This window comes from Staphylococcus equorum, from assembly GCF_001747895.1.
In the GTDB taxonomy this organism is placed as follows: domain Bacteria; phylum Bacillota; class Bacilli; order Staphylococcales; family Staphylococcaceae; genus Staphylococcus; species Staphylococcus equorum_A.
Map to the genome: position 1 here is coordinate 430,544 of NZ_LNNB01000009.1, position 14,798 is coordinate 445,341.

Consider the following 14,798-nt stretch of genomic DNA (forward strand, 5'->3'; position numbering starts at 1 on the left):
TAATTTTTCTAATAAAATTTTGTCATATGACTCCAGTTCACAAAGATGACTATAAAAAAAGACAATAGCTTCAGCTCTTATATAAGAACTGCTTATCTTCATAAATGAAGAACTAATGCTTTAAAAGTTTCATATAAAGGAATTTTTACTTCTTTCAACTGCTGCCAATATAACAATTGAGGCTGAGACATGTATTTATGCCCCAGCCTCTCCAAACTATTGAATTAACGTGCTTTTAAGCTTTTTATATTTATATAACATCGCTAAACGCCAAGGAACAATCATAGAAAAACCAAGTAAGAAAAACATGCCACCAATTTCTCCTGGATCTATTTTATTGCTAATAAATATTTTAAGTAATGTACGTATTAACAGTAGTGAAATAAGAATGATAGGAAAAGCTTTAGAGCGCTTCATATATATTTCACTGCCCTGAGTTTCAAATTTAGATGTCCATATTAAAATTGTAGAAAACGCTATACCTAAAATAATACATTCTACAATTTCAAGACCAGTTAATCTAAAATATGGAACAACGTACATTAAAGCACCTGTTGCCATAAAAAATGGTGGTAATATAATTTTCTTTTCATTAACTGGAAAATTTTGCGCTTTCATTCGCACAAAGATAGCACCTAGTCCCATTATAAAAGCGAAAATTATAGAAATTACTAAATATAACACACTTACACCTTCTTTAAATTTCTATAAGATGATATTTACTTTCGATAGTATATCACTTAACAAAATATTAATCAGTATTTTTAATTCGTTTTCAACTATTTTATCGTTTCTAACATTACATAGTATATATTAGCATTTTTAAATTAAGTAAATAACAACTATCAATATCTTTTCCCTCTATAAATAATAAATTTCTTATACTAAATATGCTTAACATCTATGCGAATAATATAATTTTTTCTATTGTTTTATTCTTGGGAAAGTGAAGTGCTATGACTAAAGCTTTGTGAGACTATAAAATCTAAAACATACACCATAAAAAATGCCAACAAAGTCGTTAAGACTTTGTCGACAATGTGAATGAACCTTGGTAAAGGTTTATTCTATCATTTTTGCTCTATTGCACATGTGAATTAACACATGCTGATAATGCATCATTTAGTGTATATCTAAGATAATTCATATCATGAATTTGCATTGCGTTATGATATTTCTTAAAAGCTTCATCGTTCGGAAAGTTAATGTGCATATTAGCTAGTCGATCTAATACTTCTCTGTCTTCCATGTCATAAGCATCCTTCACTTATCGATACCTCCCTTATATATACACAATTATAACAAAAATCATATCACAATCAAATATTTTCTGAATATTTGAAATATAAATCTCACATTTTAATTATTGAATACTTTAGGGTTCGCGACATAAATCCCTTGATAAAACTATCATTCACTTTGAAATTATTTAATATGCCTAAGGGTTTAATGTTTTAATCTTATTGTTAAAAAATAAAGGTTCAAACCAATTCACTTATTGGCTCGAACCCTTTATAGAACATTATTTTGTTTTTTTCATTTGATCTTGTTGATTTTTGTTCATCATTGTCATCATTTGACCCGAACATTAACAAATACTTTAAAATCAACAATTTAATTTTAATTTTTTAAAATGTTTAAAAGGCGTCGTTAAAGGGTTTTAAAACTTTTTTTAAAAGTTTTGTTGCCAATCTGTTGCCACTAGGTGTTTAACACATCACTTTTATATGTTCGTGTAAACATTTGAATAATAGAACGTACATTCCCTTTTCCACTTAAAATAACACTACTCGTTATGAATAGTCAGTACCTAGAGATAAAAAGAAAACAATTATAAAAGTTGCTGTTGGTAGTCCAAAAAATATAAGACCTGCTATAACTTGAATAATATTGTTTTCTATTGCCATTAATGGTGTAACTGCATACATAACGACAAACAACATTATCAAAGTAACTATAATTGCCATAACTAAACTAATACCAATTTGCGACAATATACCACCTATCACAAACATCACTTACACCCCTTTTAAAGTCGTTCCTTCTTTTTACATTATAATGGAAGGAACACGAAATTATTAACGTATTTGATATGTATAAATGCAATACACTCAATATATCAAAAATTAATAATTCATGCGCTACCTAATAAGTGATTTACCGAAATTATTTTAATTCCGGGTACTTGTTGGCGTAATTGTATAAAACAACAATTTTACCAAATCTCAAATTATTTATTTTCGCTTTGTCGTTTCTTAATCTACTTATTATACCTCTATCTACGCCGGTATCAACTTGAATTTTATTTGCCGTTATATCAGAATCTAACAATCGTTGCACTTTATCATACATCTGTTGCGGTACATCGTTTGTGTTGTTTGTCATGCTGTTGCCTCCTTTACGTATCGTCCCAATTTAACCCATGCACTTGCATTAATTCGCTTATTTGCTCGTTTATGCTGTCTGTGACTCGCTGAGTTGCCTATGTGTTGAATCTATTCTCTAACATATGCAGCACCTCCTATTTTTCAATTGTTTCGCGTTTTGGCTCTTCAGGTTCAATTACTTTTTGCTCAGTGTTCTGCTTTTGTTGAGTTTGTTGTTGATGAGTCTGTTGAGTCTGTTGGGTTTCTTGAGTTTGCGGCTCTTGTTGAGTTTGTTGTTGCTCTTGCTGTTCTAAACTCTGTGACTGTTCGGTATTGTCGCTCTCTGCCTGTTTCTGTTTAAGCTGTTTTTCTTGTCTTTTTCTAAGTTCTTCTTTTTCTTTCTCTGTTTCAGGCGGTGTGATTAATGCCGTGCCACCTCCATTACCTTCTAATTCATTTCTTTTTTTATTATTATAGGCTTGATTCTTTTCATCATTTTCAGCAGGTGTACTACCTTTCATTTCTAATAATTCATCATAACGTTTTTGCTGTTCTTTTGTTAAATAAGACCTTTTTTGAGTTAATAAATATGTATCATATTCTTCAGGAGTCATTTCCTCAATAGGTTTAGCTTGATTTAGACCATCAGTATTTTTTTCTTGTTCCTCCTTTTGTTCGTTTGTCTCTTGCTCCTCCTCCTTTTGTTCGTTTGTCTCTTGCTCCTCCTCCTTTTGTTCGTTTGTCTCTTGCTCCTCCTCCTTTTGTTCTTCTTGATTACTCTTCTCTTGCTCTTTGTTCTCTGTTTCTGCTTTGCTGCAACCTGCCAACGTCAACAGCATTATTGGTATAACCAAAAGTAGTAGTTTCTTCATGCTTTACATATCCTCCCATGTTAGGTTTAAATCGTTCATAAGCTGCGTGATTTGTTCATCAAGTCGCTCCTTAGTGCTTGGGTCGTCCGTTTCTTCCATAATGTCTGTGAGGCTAGTTAGTAAGCCCTCGATTATGCTTTTCTCTTTTTTATCCATTATATTTCATCCTAAAATTTTAAAAATGGTAAATCATGGATCAATTTTTTATATATCGCTTATAATAAATTCGTAATCTATACCGGTTACCATTTCCAGCAATTTGCTATCGCTTAAATTTTCTACACTTGCAAAATCTGTTACCAACATTTCTTGCACTACATTTTTAACTTTTTTATTAAACTCTTTGATGTCTGTAGTTGCAAATAATGTTTCATTATATGAATCTGATAATCTGTATAGTTTCATATTAATTAGCCCTTTTTAGGTAGTTTTCAATTTCAGCTTTTTTTAGTTTTTCCGACATTGGCTTTTACAGTGTGCATGCCTATTCTATTTATATTTTTGCGCATTTCTTTTAAAGTTGACTCATCTATATAATTTTTCCATCTCAAAGTTTCAGTAATTGACCATAAAGCATGCTTTTGTGTAACAACGCCAAAATCCCCTTTTTGGAATTTGCAACTTATTCCGTACCCTTTAGCCCCTTTTTTTATTTCAAAATCTAAACCGTTACAGCTTAAGGTCATGTGTTTGTTGTCACCACTATGTTCTAAATTAAAATCTTTAGCGAATTTCTTAATATTTCTCATGCTGCTTTCCTCCAAGTTTATATGTAGAGGGCTTTCGCCCCCTCAGTATTATTTATTTAAGTAGTTTTCAATCTGCTTTTCTTTTTTCTCAATTTCAGATTTCATTTTTTCAATTTCCGTTTGGTCGGTTGTTTCTGTTATTTTTCTTTTAAGCGTTTTTATAGATGATTTTTTAATCTAACGTAACCGCTGTTCTCTGTTTTATTTCTCTCTAGCCCGTTATCTGAGATATTGCTTAATAAGTTCTTGCGTCTATCAATTTTCAAACCATGTGCTGATTTCTTCATAGTTATCGCCCCTTTTTTTAAATTTTGCTTATATTGAATTGATAGCCCATATCCGTTGCCGTTTGTAAAAGCCCTTTGTAAGTTAAGTTGTTCAAATCTTCAATTTCTATTTCCACTACTTCTTTTATTAGGTTATAAAGTTTTTTGTTAAACTCTTTAATGTCAGTGGTTGCAAATAACGTTTCGTTAAATGAATCTGATATTCTATATAACTTCATTTTTGTTTGCTCCTTTGTTTAGTATTTGAAAGGTCTATGCGCCCCTGTGTTTTATGCTTGACCTTTGATTACTTTGATTTGATTTAATACTCTTTCAATTTCGCTTACAACATGCGGAGCAAAGTTTGTTTTTTCTGCTACTTTTATTAAATCGTTCAATTCGTTTTGGTATTCGTTTAATTTTTTCTCTGCTGGAGATAGGTTATTCATTTTAATTCCCGCCTTTGTTTTTATTTGCCTCTGTTGGCTACAATTAATACTATACCACTTGCGTTGTTCTTTAACAACACTTAAACTAAAAAAAGTGAGTAGGTTCAAGAAAACCTACCCATAATTCCAGTCTGGAGAACTGCCAAACTATCTTAAAAACAGAATATCAACACAAGTATTATATTAACATCATTTGAATTATTTTAAAAACCGAATGTAATAAAAAATGTATAAAACAACAGAAATTATAAGTATGATGTTTTATGTTAATATATATAAATATCAATACTGTTCTTTTTTTATGAATAGATTTTTACTATAATAAATAAAATTAAAAAAGGAGTTAAGATTCTATGAATTTAAATGCAAATGATTTGTTAGTTTTACATAAAATTGTCACCCGAACGGTTGAAGAAGGTCCTTATGACTCATCATATTTCTTCTTAAATAAAGTTGATATTCCTAAGTCGATAAATAAACTAATCGACAACAAAGTGTTGGTGAAAGATAACACTTTAGAAATTAGCCTAAAAAAAATTAAGAACCCAAAATTATCAGAATTACTTAAGAACGCTGGGTTAAAATCAGGTGGTAACAAGAATGAACTTGTTACCCGTATGATTGACAATATAGATGAAGTTAAAACCCACAATGAAGACCTTGAGTTACCTTTAGTATACACCGCTACTGAAAAAGGCAAACAATTATTATATGAAACAACATACATACCACATTTTGTAAATACTACAATAAGTCTACCACGTGCGCATAAAATAGCTGAAACTTATCTAAGTAGTTCTTCAGAAGATAAAACTATAGATTTATATAACTTTGAAATTAAGCGTCTATTTAAATTGGATTCTAACGACCATGAATTGCGCAGAAACTTTGAACATTTAGCCAACTATTATTATGAATATAAAAATGACAATGAAAATGCAAGATTGTATTGTCATTTGGCTTATACAATTAACATAAATAATACTTTAGAAAACTTAAGAACATTCCCTCGCTCTTATTATGATTTTGAAGATAAGTTTGATTATGAAAGATTGAAACGTGACATAAGCACAGAAAATAATTTTCAAGTTGAGCAAGTTTATAATCAATTGATTTTTATTGATAAACTATCCAATGAAAGTGTACATGATTTATTTGTTAATGATATCGTTAACTATTATGAGCTAGACAGAGACCTATCAAAGAAATTAGTGGATTTCATGGTTGCAGTTAGAACAAAAGAAAATGAGAATCTAACATTTTCTAAGATTTTAGATTATATAAATGAGAATAACATTATAGATAAGGAAACTGTCGAAAAATTTTCTAGAGTTAGATTTGATGACGAATATATAGAAGATGAAGAAAATATAGAAGATGAAGAAAATATAGAAGATGAAGAAAACGAAGATAATTTTACTTTTAAAACTAGCCTTAATAAATTAATTGATAAAAATTTAGATGTGGAAGTAGAGGTAGATATAAATACCGGAGAATTATTTCTATTTTTAGAAGATAGTGATGTTAAAGGTTTAGTTGAAGATGAATTGGGAAATTAAAATAAATTAAATAAAAAAGTGGGTGGCTTTTATTAGCCTACCCACTTTTTATTATTCATCAAACTTACGTTGTAATAACGCCTTACAAACTCTCTAACTATGGTTTTATCATAATTAAAAAGTTTCTACAACTCGTAAGCGTTGATGCCATACCCAACCGTTGTTTGAAGATGAATAAACTCTTGCCCAACCGTCCAATATCTCGAATATATAAAATTGGTCGTAACCGGCATTATAGCTTTCGTTTGTTAAGTGCCAATCATAGTTACTACTGTTTCCAGTACGTTTAGTAACAGTAGCACCATAACTATCTATACGACCTCTAAAGTATGCACTATCAGACCAATTTAAATCACTTGGTGGAATTGAACCAATCGCTAAATCGTCTAATATATTATCATATGCACTCAAATTATCGTGTAGCTCATTACCACCAGCCGGTTTATATACTTTGTTTATGCGCAATCTTTCATACCAAACGAAACCGTTGTTATCCGGCGAATAAACTCTTGCCCAACCGTCACGAATTTCATATATATATAAGTCATTATAACCGGCGTTATAACTTTCACTAGTCACAACCATTACATTATTGTGGTTCGGTCTACAGATTGAAACACCTTCGCTGTCTGCTGTTGCTCTATAGTATGGTTGGTTAGACCAAGTTAATTTTTTAGGTGGTACATTGCCGATTTTAAGCGTTGTACCTTTCTTAACTTCTTTTATTGGCATCGGCGTAATGTCTGATAAATCTACATCTTCATCTACGAAATCGGGAACAATAAAGTGTGTTAATCCGGCGTAATTATCCGTTCTTAACATTGCCGGGCTATTTGCTAACGTGTCATAGTTTTGTTCTAAGATAACAAATGATTCAGTGCCTCCGCTGTTGTCCCAAACTAAACCAGTATGACCCCATTTTTTATAAATGCCTTCGGTAAATACTGCAATAGTACCGATAGGTGGCACATAATCGGGTGTGTTTTCAACAAATTTCCAACCTTTAGGTAAAGCAACCCATGTTAAATCTTTTGCATTACCCCATATTCTGTAGCAATTTGTTACGTGGTCTGCATAGTCTACGATTAAGTCCATACACTGATAAGCAAACGCATTATCGAAATCAACAAATATACCTTTGAGGCTGTGCATATACTCAATAGCCTCTTTATAAGAAATATCTGTATGTGGGCTTTCTGTTGGTTTCTCTTTCGTTGGTTCTGATAATTCTTTTGAAGGTTCGCTATCGCTTTCTTCGTCCACACCGTCGATATATTTAGCAATGATTTTATCTAAATCACTAACGTCACGACCATAACCAGCATGTTTTAATAAATTACCGGGGTCAACTTTACCTACTTGAATATCTTGATGTCCCGGCATACCTGTTTTGTAATCAATTTCCCAATAATTACATAGATAAGCTATTACACGTGCCAAATTATCTAGTGACTTTTGAGAACGTGATTTATCACTGAAATATGAACCTTCGGCACCAAATGCCCCATCGTTAGCATCTACACCATACATTTTATTATCTGCACTTGCACCATATAATACATGCCATGCCTTTTCGGTAACTGGTATACATACCACACATTCTTTATCATCTACAAAAATATGTGCGCTTGCTACTATAGACCAATCAATATTATATGAGTTTTTATAATAGTCTACATTATCTTGTGCTGTAGTATCTTTATTGCCTGTATCATGTGCAACCATAAATTTAGGATTACCAGTTGTTAATGGTTGCCCACTACGTCTTGTGCCTATTGGTAACCAGTCATAACGTACCGGAACACCATTCCATTTTTCTTTTGTCATTTGTAAAACCTCCATTTAAATTTTTGTATATAAAAACCGACTAGTTTAATAGCCGGTTAATAATTAACTATTTAATATTGCCCCCACCTTGTTTTTGGTGGTCTTGTTTTGTCTTTCCATTATGTTGTTTGCCTGTTTCCCATAATCCAGTAGCCATTAGACCACTGATAATACCGCCTAGAATACGTGCGCCAATAGATAAATCGGAAAATATTTCCGGTATGAATATAGACACACCACCGATTAGACCACCTATCATGATTGATATTAACGGTATAATATTTTTAGGTATTGCACCGGTCTGTTTAACGCCTTGTATAATTCCAATTGTTAACACTGAAATGATTGTTGCAAAAGTTATAATTTGTTCCATTTATAAAACCTCCGTCAAATTAGATAAAATTAAAAAAGGTCACTACCTTTATAGGTAATAACCTTTATGATTAGTTAAATGCCAAGTAATACTAGACCACAATGTACGCCATATAATATACAAGAACCCCAATCTAAAAACATGCTTAACACCTCCCTTCATTACATAAATAAAGCGTTTAAACTTGAAGTAATAACGAATATAATAACTAATGCCACAAGCCCCCACAATGCACCTAACAACCATTTTTGAAGGTCTATAGAACGTGCCTCGTTCTTTTGTGCTTGTTCTGTTTGTGCTTGTGATTGGTAATAGATTTTATTTAGCAAATCATTTTGTTGGTTGTTTGTTTCAAATAATGAGCTGTGACTTTCTTCTTGTTTTTTGGTTAAACTGTCGATTTTGTCATCTATCGTCCAATATTTCGCCTTTAAATCTTCAATTTCTGTTTCTAAAGTTGAAATTCTGTTTTTAACTTCTTTTAGTTGGTCGCTTTCAAGTTGCACACCTAAACACACCCCCTTTCTAATCTGTGATGTTAATTTAAATTATTGTGTTGATGTACTTTCTGTAGTGTTATCATCTATATTCTCGCCGTTTTTATTAAATAAAGTTCGTGTTATATTTTCTTCTGAATAATAAACAATGCTCGTTTCTCCAAACATTTCATTCATGCTGTTTTGCAATTGACAAGCTGATTTTACTTTCTCTACAGTGTCAAATTTATAAGCGTTGAAAGTTGTTGATGTTCGAGAAAATGAACTGCTATTATAATTTTTTTGTAAAGGGTATTCTTTACCTGTTTCATTGTCTTTCTCGACTAAATAAAATAATTGTTCTTTGCGTTCTAGCATAATAATTCACTCCTAATATATATTTGTATAATAAAAAAGCTAACGATTTAACCGTTAACTTCTTGTGATTCGTTTAACTCTTGAAATTTTTCGTTTTGCTCTTGGATAATTGCTTTTAACATTGCGTTTTCTTTAGTTAATCTTGCGTTCTCATCTACTAAGTAATTAACCATGTAGTCCGAATTAGGTTTGTGTTGTTGTGATTGTTCATTTTGGTTATTCTGCATTATATCCACTCGCTTTCATTTGTATTTCATAATTGTAATAAACACTTTTACCTACTTGTCCTAGATGTTCTTCAACTGTAAGGTAGCATTGTAAATCTTCATTTAATTTATCACTGTGTAAAATAGTTAAATATTTTTTCTTGTTACTACCACTTGGCATTTCAACCATTCTTAGTGGCGTTAATGTTTCTTCAAAATATTCTCTAATATCTGTTTGTAAATTTGAAGGCGTTACACCACTAAAACTCATTGATTCTTCATTTTCTGTAGTACGATATATTTTATTAGTATAATCATCTACATACAAATGCTCTTGGTATTCATAACCCTCAAATTTATATGTTAAGATTCCTAGTTTTTGTAATTTATCCATTAACGATAGCCTCCAATGATTTTATTTTTCTTTCTAATTCATCATTTCTTTCAATTTGCTCTTTTAGTGCTTTAGTGTTTGTTGAAACCATTTCATACAAATCAATTGTATCAGTCCCTTTAATATGGTCCGGTGTTTCTCGTTCTAAAATAACCCCATGTTTTTTTATATCTTCGCCACGTTCTAAGTCCGAAATATAATTGTATTCGTATAGTTTTGTGTCACGCAATGTTTGAGTTGCATCAATATTCCAATTTTCTATATTTGTTTTATATTTCTCAGAAGAATTGGGTTCAAGTGAACCATAAAAGGTGCGTGCTCTCACATTTTGATATTGCGTATCTCCACCGTTCCACCAATTATTTGCTGTGATTCTTAATTCGTTATAACCTACACCAAAATAAACATCAGACCCACTGTGGTTAGCAAATGCGTAACTATGATAGGTGTTTAAACGCATTGCCTCTATATCTCTATAATTAGGGTCGCCACCGTTATAACCCATGATGTCGGTAACTCTTAATGAACCATTACTTTGTACACAAGCGTATAAATTAGTGTTTTTAGTTAGCCAATCGCCTTGAAAACCTTCGCCGTAGAAATAGCCACTTCCCATGTCGCCATTGTCATTTGTAGCGTAAACTACTGGTGCGCTTTTACTAAATCTGATACCGGAACCCATTTTGGTGCCGGAACCTGTTAAGTTACCGTATAGTAATACGCCGTCTGTTGCGTCGGCTGTCGGATTGTCCTTAACATAATATTGAAATTCATTTACACCAACACGTGTATTTGCGAATGGTCTAAGGTATACAGAATATTTATTACTACCAATGTTTACGGTGTCGTCTGCCTCAATAACCATTCGGTTTGCATCAGCCCTTAATGCCACAACACCTAAACCGGATTGCAATGTCACACCACGTGCGCCACTATCGTATGTGTAATCAAAAAACTCTAGTGTCCCCGATGCGTTTCGTGGGTCGCCATCAAGATATGTTGAAACGCCAAAATCAGATAAATAAATAGAACGGCTTAAATCATTATTTCTAAATCTTAAATGACCGTCTTTTAATCTTGTAAAAACTTCGTTGTAATCTGTTGAGCCTTGCCAAGTTCTTGTGTAACTCCCATGTAATTCGATAGTGTCGTTTTCGATATTTAAGTATTGATTGTTGTCGCCACCTCGAATACCTAAATTATTAACGTCAATATCCAAGCCTTCGGTAGATAGGTTTAAACGGTTAATGATATTGTCTTGGTCTACTTTATTATCTACATCTTGCGCTATAACTTTAAAATCATCGTTCACTGTTATATCTACGCTATCGCCTTTGATTGTCACGCCATCATTTCCAACGTTAAAGTTTGTTATCTTGCCGTTTTCATCAAACGTATACGTTAAACCGTTTGTAGTGTCTTGTGTTAGCGTTGAAACCACTTGTGATAGTGTTTTATTACTTTCGTTAAATTCAGTTAAACTAACTCTATCTTGAATTTGTTCGCCGTTTTGTGAAATTGATGTTTCCATTTCAGTTAATCGTGTGTCGGCTTGTTCTGGTGCCTTGTCATAATCTCCGACTTTATTACCTTCAACTAACATTGCATTTTTAATAACAAAATCTTTTGTTGGGTCTGTTAAACCGGCAAGCCCTTTATAAAGATACATTTTTCCGCTTTTTTCTTTTGCTTTAAAAGTTGAAACCACTTTATTATCCGTGACAGATACATCTTTTCGTTCGCCCGCCGGTTCATATGGTAAATAACTAACTTGATTTATTGGTTCGCCGGATAAATCGTATATCTCGTAAGATAACGTGTATTCATTGCCTACTGTTAACGGTCTAGTTAATTGATATTCAATGTATCTAAACGTGTCATCTAAGCCTATGAAATCATCACGTTCTTTTGTGTCTAACATTAAGTTACGTGTACCAATATTAAGGTTTTGATATTCCGATAAAGTCACTCTATCGTTAATTTCGGTACTTAATTGTTGGCGTTCGGTTTCTGCATTATCCAAACGATTTACCACGTTTTCTTGGTCTGCTGTATATTTGCTTTCTGATACTTTGCTGTTGATTTCATCAGCTTGTATGCCTAACTGTGCTTTGTTGTCTTGTACTTTTGATTCAACTTCGCCCAATTGTTGTGTAACTGTAGATTTATCAGCTTTTAAATTGATGCTATCTTTCATTAGTGATAATTCTGTGTTTTGTTCCTCAACCGATGTACTAACACTATTAAGCTCGTTTTGAAAATCTTCGGGCGCTGGTGTCCAATCTGTAGCCACCGTACCTTTTTCAAGTTTCAAATTAGTGATTCTTATTGTGTCACTTTCTGATACTTCAATTGTTTTAACGGGTTCTTGTGTTGTACCGTCTGTTGTTGTGTTGTCTATCGTTGTATCTTGTGTAGGCTCTTGTGTAGTCGTTGTATCGTTCGTTGTTGATTCTATTGTATTTGTATCGGTTGTTGTATTTTGTTCGTCTGTGATAGGCTCTGTAGTTTCTGTGTCGTTATTTGTTTCGTTTTGCGTTTCATTATCTTTCATTACGTTACCGTTAAACAAATTAGAATAAGCTAATAAATCAAAATTACCCGATTTCATTTCAAATGTTTCTTCTATATGTTCGGTATAACCTATTTCTCGTGGCATTTGTTTTCTTGAACGCATTACATAATCATTTGTAATTTTATCAAAAAGAATTAAACCCGTTGATAATTCTGTAGGTTCTAACTGTTGGTCTACTTCCGTTAATCCAATAACTTCAACATCATATGAAATCGTGTACTGTGTTTTGGTTTTCAATTTTTGATTAATATATTCGTTTGAATACAAATCTACGTCCCAACCGGAAAAATCAAAACCTTGTGTGCTTTCAATATAAGGTTTGACCATTCCGTTATATTGGTCTGCATAACTTACTAATAAATTTCGTGCGCCTATTTCTAAGCCGTCCACTTGTTCTTGAACACTTGTAACACTTGCGCTTAATTCTTCTTTTGTCGCTGTAATATCGGTGTTAATTTTATCCACTAAATTATCGTTAAGCGTTTTTATTTCGCCGTCTACATAAGCATTAACGGTTGTTTTTAAATCGTTTAGTTGGTCTTGATTTGGTATATCAGCTAGTAATTGACCTGTTTCACTGTTCCATTCTCCGTTTGGTAGTGTTTTTGCTACTTCGGTCATTGCGTTATTAAATTTTTCTTCGGTGTATTGTTGTTGTAATAATTTTAAACGCTCGTCAATGCTTATTTTAGCGTTTTGTACGCTATCATTTAGTTTCTGTAGGTTTTCCCTATAGTCTTGAAACATTGCTTGCGTATCTATCAATTTGCCTATTGTAGCCGTATCTTTATCCATGCTATCTAAATTAGTTTTGATTTGATTAAATACAAGACTTACACTGTCTAAATCTGTTTGAACTTGGTCTTTTAACTTGGTATCAACTAAATATTGACTATTAATCACTTCGTAAACATCAGTTTGTAGCATTGAATGTTGCAACTGTAAATCATCAAAGGTTCTTGTTAATTCGTTGTATATCGTTTCTTCCCTTGTCATACCACCTAATTGTTGTACGTCGCTTGCTGTTTGGTTGTGCCACTCGCCGTTTCTGTATCTTCTTAATACTGCAACGTCCGGATTGCTTGTGTCGTACCATAACATGTCGTCAACGGGATTTGTGGGTGGTTCGGGCTGTTTAATAATCTTTTGTTCGTAATATTTTTCTGTATACTCTGCCGTTTCTTGTAGTTGGGTATTAAGATTTGTAATATCATCATTTAATTTATTTCTAATTTCTTGTAAACGTTGTCTAAAGAATTGTGTCAAATCTTCTTCGTTATACCTTATAACTTTACCAAATGAGTAAACACTTTCTTTTGATAATAAATCGTATTCTTCGCCAATTACGTCAGCCTCTAAATATAAGGGTTGGTTAAAATCTTCATCTTTAACTCTTATAGTATCGCCGATTGATGTTGATTCATGTTGATGTAAATAATCAATATCTAAAGAAGAAATTTCATAAGTAACGCTTGCTGTTTTGATTTTATCCAATTCATTTTCGCCCAATGCTTTCAAACGACTTTCGGTAATGTCATTATTTTGCGATTCTGGTTTGTACACGTCCCATATATAACGCTGTGGCAATCCGAATTGTTCTTGGGCTTGGTCGTCTGTTACGATAACTTCGGTTGTGTTTCCGTCGTTATCTTCGGGACCTACAACCATTAAAGCTGTTTTAATTTCAGTGAAATCTATTTGTCTTGATAGCCCTGTTAAGTCTTTACCAAAAACAATTTCTTTACCCTTAAACAATTTTTTAGGTTTCTTCAATACGGCGTAACGATGTTCAACTTTATTTGAACCTAGTTCGATATAGAAATCTAATTCCATATCATAAGTAGTTTCAAGCTGTAATGCTACATCGTAAGGGGCTTTGTGTTCCGTCCATGTTGTTGGTTTTAAGCCATTGTATTCTGTGTCGGGTGCTACTTCCCAACCTGTATCACGTAACGCCTCATAAAGCGCCTGTGAAGTTGTCATATTTTCAAGTTTGCCCGGTACAAATGGTTTAGCTGTGCCAATATCTTCAAGATATGATGCGTTACTTTCTATCTCGGTTAAACCGTCCATATCATCAGAAATACCAGTTATTATAAATTCTCTATATCGTCCGTTACTATCCTTAGTAATTACTCGGTTGCGTTCTCTGAATTTTTTAGCTCTACTTGAAAGTATAGTGAAATCAAACGTTTCTTTTTTATCTTTTTGTTGTCTGTCATGAGTTGCCTCAAATAAAGAACCGTCTTTTTCAGAAATGAAATCTATGATTTCGTCTTTGAAATTTAATAGATGAATCAATTAAACA

19 protein-coding genes are annotated in these 14,798 nt (G+C 32.6%); 1 reads left to right on the forward strand and 18 read right to left on the reverse strand.

What is annotated here, in order from left to right; genetic code table 11:
* Nucleotides 1–216: 216 nt before the first annotated feature.
* The 11 genes from AST02_RS03895 to AST02_RS14300 form a co-directional block, all read right to left on the reverse strand.
* Nucleotides 217–684, reverse strand: a complete 468-nt coding sequence (locus AST02_RS03895) for a CcdC family protein (RefSeq protein ID WP_002507699.1) — start codon at nt 682–684, stop codon at nt 217–219.
* A gap of 397 nt (nt 685–1,081) precedes the next feature.
* Nucleotides 1,082–1,267, reverse strand: coding sequence for a hypothetical protein (locus tag AST02_RS03900; RefSeq protein WP_057512104.1), 186 nt, complete (start codon nt 1,265–1,267; stop codon nt 1,082–1,084).
* Nucleotides 1,268–1,793: 526 nt separating this feature from the next.
* Nucleotides 1,794–2,015 (reverse strand): hypothetical protein, encoded by a 222-nt coding sequence (locus AST02_RS03905; RefSeq protein WP_069815773.1) that lies wholly within the window; start codon nt 2,013–2,015, stop codon nt 1,794–1,796.
* A gap of 151 nt (nt 2,016–2,166) precedes the next feature.
* On the reverse strand, nt 2,167–2,385 hold the full coding sequence (locus AST02_RS03910) for a hypothetical protein (protein WP_069815776.1): 219 nt from the start codon (nt 2,383–2,385) through the stop codon (nt 2,167–2,169).
* 136 nt (nt 2,386–2,521) lie between these two features.
* Nucleotides 2,522–3,238: a hypothetical protein gene (locus tag AST02_RS14290; protein ID WP_069815778.1), complete on the reverse strand. Its 717-nt coding sequence runs from the start codon at nt 3,236–3,238 to the stop codon at nt 2,522–2,524.
* 3 nt (nt 3,239–3,241) lie between these two features.
* On the reverse strand, nt 3,242–3,394 hold the full coding sequence (locus tag AST02_RS14295; RefSeq protein ID WP_176723009.1) for a hypothetical protein: 153 nt from the start codon (nt 3,392–3,394) through the stop codon (nt 3,242–3,244).
* 48 nt (nt 3,395–3,442) lie between these two features.
* Nucleotides 3,443–3,643: a hypothetical protein gene (locus AST02_RS03920; protein WP_069815780.1), complete on the reverse strand. Its 201-nt coding sequence runs from the start codon at nt 3,641–3,643 to the stop codon at nt 3,443–3,445.
* 32 nt (nt 3,644–3,675) lie between these two features.
* The gene (locus AST02_RS03925) at nt 3,676–3,987 is read right to left on the reverse strand and encodes a hypothetical protein (RefSeq protein WP_069815782.1); all 312 of its coding nucleotides are present in this window, start codon (nt 3,985–3,987) and stop codon (nt 3,676–3,678) included.
* Between the two features lie 158 nt (nt 3,988–4,145).
* Nucleotides 4,146–4,274, reverse strand: a complete 129-nt coding sequence (locus AST02_RS14505) for a hypothetical protein (RefSeq protein ID WP_256092376.1) — start codon at nt 4,272–4,274, stop codon at nt 4,146–4,148.
* A 17-nt stretch (nt 4,275–4,291) separates the two neighbouring features.
* The gene (locus AST02_RS03930; protein WP_069815784.1) at nt 4,292–4,492 is read right to left on the reverse strand and encodes a hypothetical protein; all 201 of its coding nucleotides are present in this window, start codon (nt 4,490–4,492) and stop codon (nt 4,292–4,294) included.
* Between the two features lie 51 nt (nt 4,493–4,543).
* Nucleotides 4,544–4,702 carry a hypothetical protein gene (locus AST02_RS14300; RefSeq protein WP_176723010.1) on the reverse strand — a complete coding sequence of 53 codons (159 nt, stop codon included), beginning with the start codon at nt 4,700–4,702 and terminating at the stop codon, nt 4,544–4,546.
* 353 nt (nt 4,703–5,055) lie between these two features.
* Between AST02_RS14300 and AST02_RS03935 the strand changes: the two genes are divergently transcribed.
* On the forward strand, nt 5,056–6,261 hold the full coding sequence (locus tag AST02_RS03935; RefSeq protein ID WP_069815786.1) for an SAP domain-containing protein: 1,206 nt from the start codon (nt 5,056–5,058) through the stop codon (nt 6,259–6,261).
* A gap of 114 nt (nt 6,262–6,375) precedes the next feature.
* On the opposite strand, the gene AST02_RS03940 is transcribed toward AST02_RS03935, so the two are convergent.
* The 7 genes from AST02_RS03940 to AST02_RS03970 form a co-directional block, all read right to left on the reverse strand.
* Nucleotides 6,376–8,088, reverse strand: a complete 1,713-nt coding sequence (locus AST02_RS03940; protein ID WP_069815788.1) for a peptidoglycan recognition protein family protein — start codon at nt 8,086–8,088, stop codon at nt 6,376–6,378.
* A 67-nt stretch (nt 8,089–8,155) separates the two neighbouring features.
* Nucleotides 8,156–8,461: a holin gene (locus tag AST02_RS03945; RefSeq protein WP_069815790.1), complete on the reverse strand. Its 306-nt coding sequence runs from the start codon at nt 8,459–8,461 to the stop codon at nt 8,156–8,158.
* A 161-nt stretch (nt 8,462–8,622) separates the two neighbouring features.
* On the reverse strand, nt 8,623–8,967 hold the full coding sequence (locus tag AST02_RS03950) for a hypothetical protein (protein WP_002507706.1): 345 nt from the start codon (nt 8,965–8,967) through the stop codon (nt 8,623–8,625).
* Nucleotides 8,968–9,009: 42 nt separating this feature from the next.
* The gene (locus AST02_RS03955; protein WP_069815792.1) at nt 9,010–9,315 is read right to left on the reverse strand and encodes a hypothetical protein; all 306 of its coding nucleotides are present in this window, start codon (nt 9,313–9,315) and stop codon (nt 9,010–9,012) included.
* A gap of 47 nt (nt 9,316–9,362) precedes the next feature.
* The gene (locus tag AST02_RS03960; protein ID WP_069815794.1) at nt 9,363–9,542 is read right to left on the reverse strand and encodes a hypothetical protein; all 180 of its coding nucleotides are present in this window, start codon (nt 9,540–9,542) and stop codon (nt 9,363–9,365) included.
* The gene (locus tag AST02_RS03965) at nt 9,532–9,915 is read right to left on the reverse strand and encodes a hypothetical protein (protein ID WP_069815796.1); all 384 of its coding nucleotides are present in this window, start codon (nt 9,913–9,915) and stop codon (nt 9,532–9,534) included. The genes AST02_RS03960 and AST02_RS03965 overlap by 11 nt, the downstream gene beginning before the upstream one ends.
* Nucleotides 9,908–14,791: a phage tail spike protein gene (locus AST02_RS03970; protein WP_256092377.1), complete on the reverse strand. Its 4,884-nt coding sequence runs from the start codon at nt 14,789–14,791 to the stop codon at nt 9,908–9,910. The genes AST02_RS03965 and AST02_RS03970 overlap by 8 nt, the downstream gene beginning before the upstream one ends.
* Nucleotides 14,792–14,798: the final 7 nt, after the last annotated feature.

Excerpts from the sequence above, each read along its gene's own strand:
- AST02_RS03925 (WP_069815782.1), bottom strand. The coding sequence starts at position 3,987 with ATGAGAAATATTAAGAAATTCGCTAAAGATTTTAATTTAGAACATAGT.
- AST02_RS03945 (WP_069815790.1), bottom strand. The coding sequence starts at position 8,461 with ATGGAACAAATTATAACTTTTGCAACAATCATTTCAGTGTTAACAATT.
- AST02_RS03960 (WP_069815794.1), bottom strand. The coding sequence starts at position 9,542 with ATGCAGAATAACCAAAATGAACAATCACAACAACACAAACCTAATTCG.
- AST02_RS14300 (WP_176723010.1), bottom strand. The coding sequence starts at position 4,702 with ATGAATAACCTATCTCCAGCAGAGAAAAAATTAAACGAATACCAAAAC.
- AST02_RS03955 (WP_069815792.1), bottom strand. The coding sequence starts at position 9,315 with ATGCTAGAACGCAAAGAACAATTATTTTATTTAGTCGAGAAAGACAAT.
- AST02_RS03965 (WP_069815796.1), bottom strand. The coding sequence starts at position 9,915 with ATGGATAAATTACAAAAACTAGGAATCTTAACATATAAATTTGAGGGT.
- AST02_RS03910 (WP_069815776.1), bottom strand. The coding sequence starts at position 2,385 with ATGACAAACAACACAAACGATGTACCGCAACAGATGTATGATAAAGTG.
- AST02_RS03930 (WP_069815784.1), bottom strand. The coding sequence starts at position 4,492 with ATGAAGTTATATAGAATATCAGATTCATTTAACGAAACGTTATTTGCA.
- AST02_RS14505 (WP_256092376.1), bottom strand. The coding sequence starts at position 4,274 with ATGAAGAAATCAGCACATGGTTTGAAAATTGATAGACGCAAGAACTTA.
- AST02_RS14290 (WP_069815778.1), bottom strand. The coding sequence starts at position 3,238 with ATGAAGAAACTACTACTTTTGGTTATACCAATAATGCTGTTGACGTTG.
- AST02_RS03940 (WP_069815788.1), bottom strand. The coding sequence starts at position 8,088 with ATGACAAAAGAAAAATGGAATGGTGTTCCGGTACGTTATGACTGGTTA.
- AST02_RS03920 (WP_069815780.1), bottom strand. The coding sequence starts at position 3,643 with ATGAAACTATACAGATTATCAGATTCATATAATGAAACATTATTTGCA.
- AST02_RS03905 (WP_069815773.1), bottom strand. The coding sequence starts at position 2,015 with ATGTTTGTGATAGGTGGTATATTGTCGCAAATTGGTATTAGTTTAGTT.
- AST02_RS14295 (WP_176723009.1), bottom strand. The coding sequence starts at position 3,394 with ATGGATAAAAAAGAGAAAAGCATAATCGAGGGCTTACTAACTAGCCTC.
- AST02_RS03935 (WP_069815786.1), top strand. The coding sequence starts at position 5,056 with ATGAATTTAAATGCAAATGATTTGTTAGTTTTACATAAAATTGTCACC.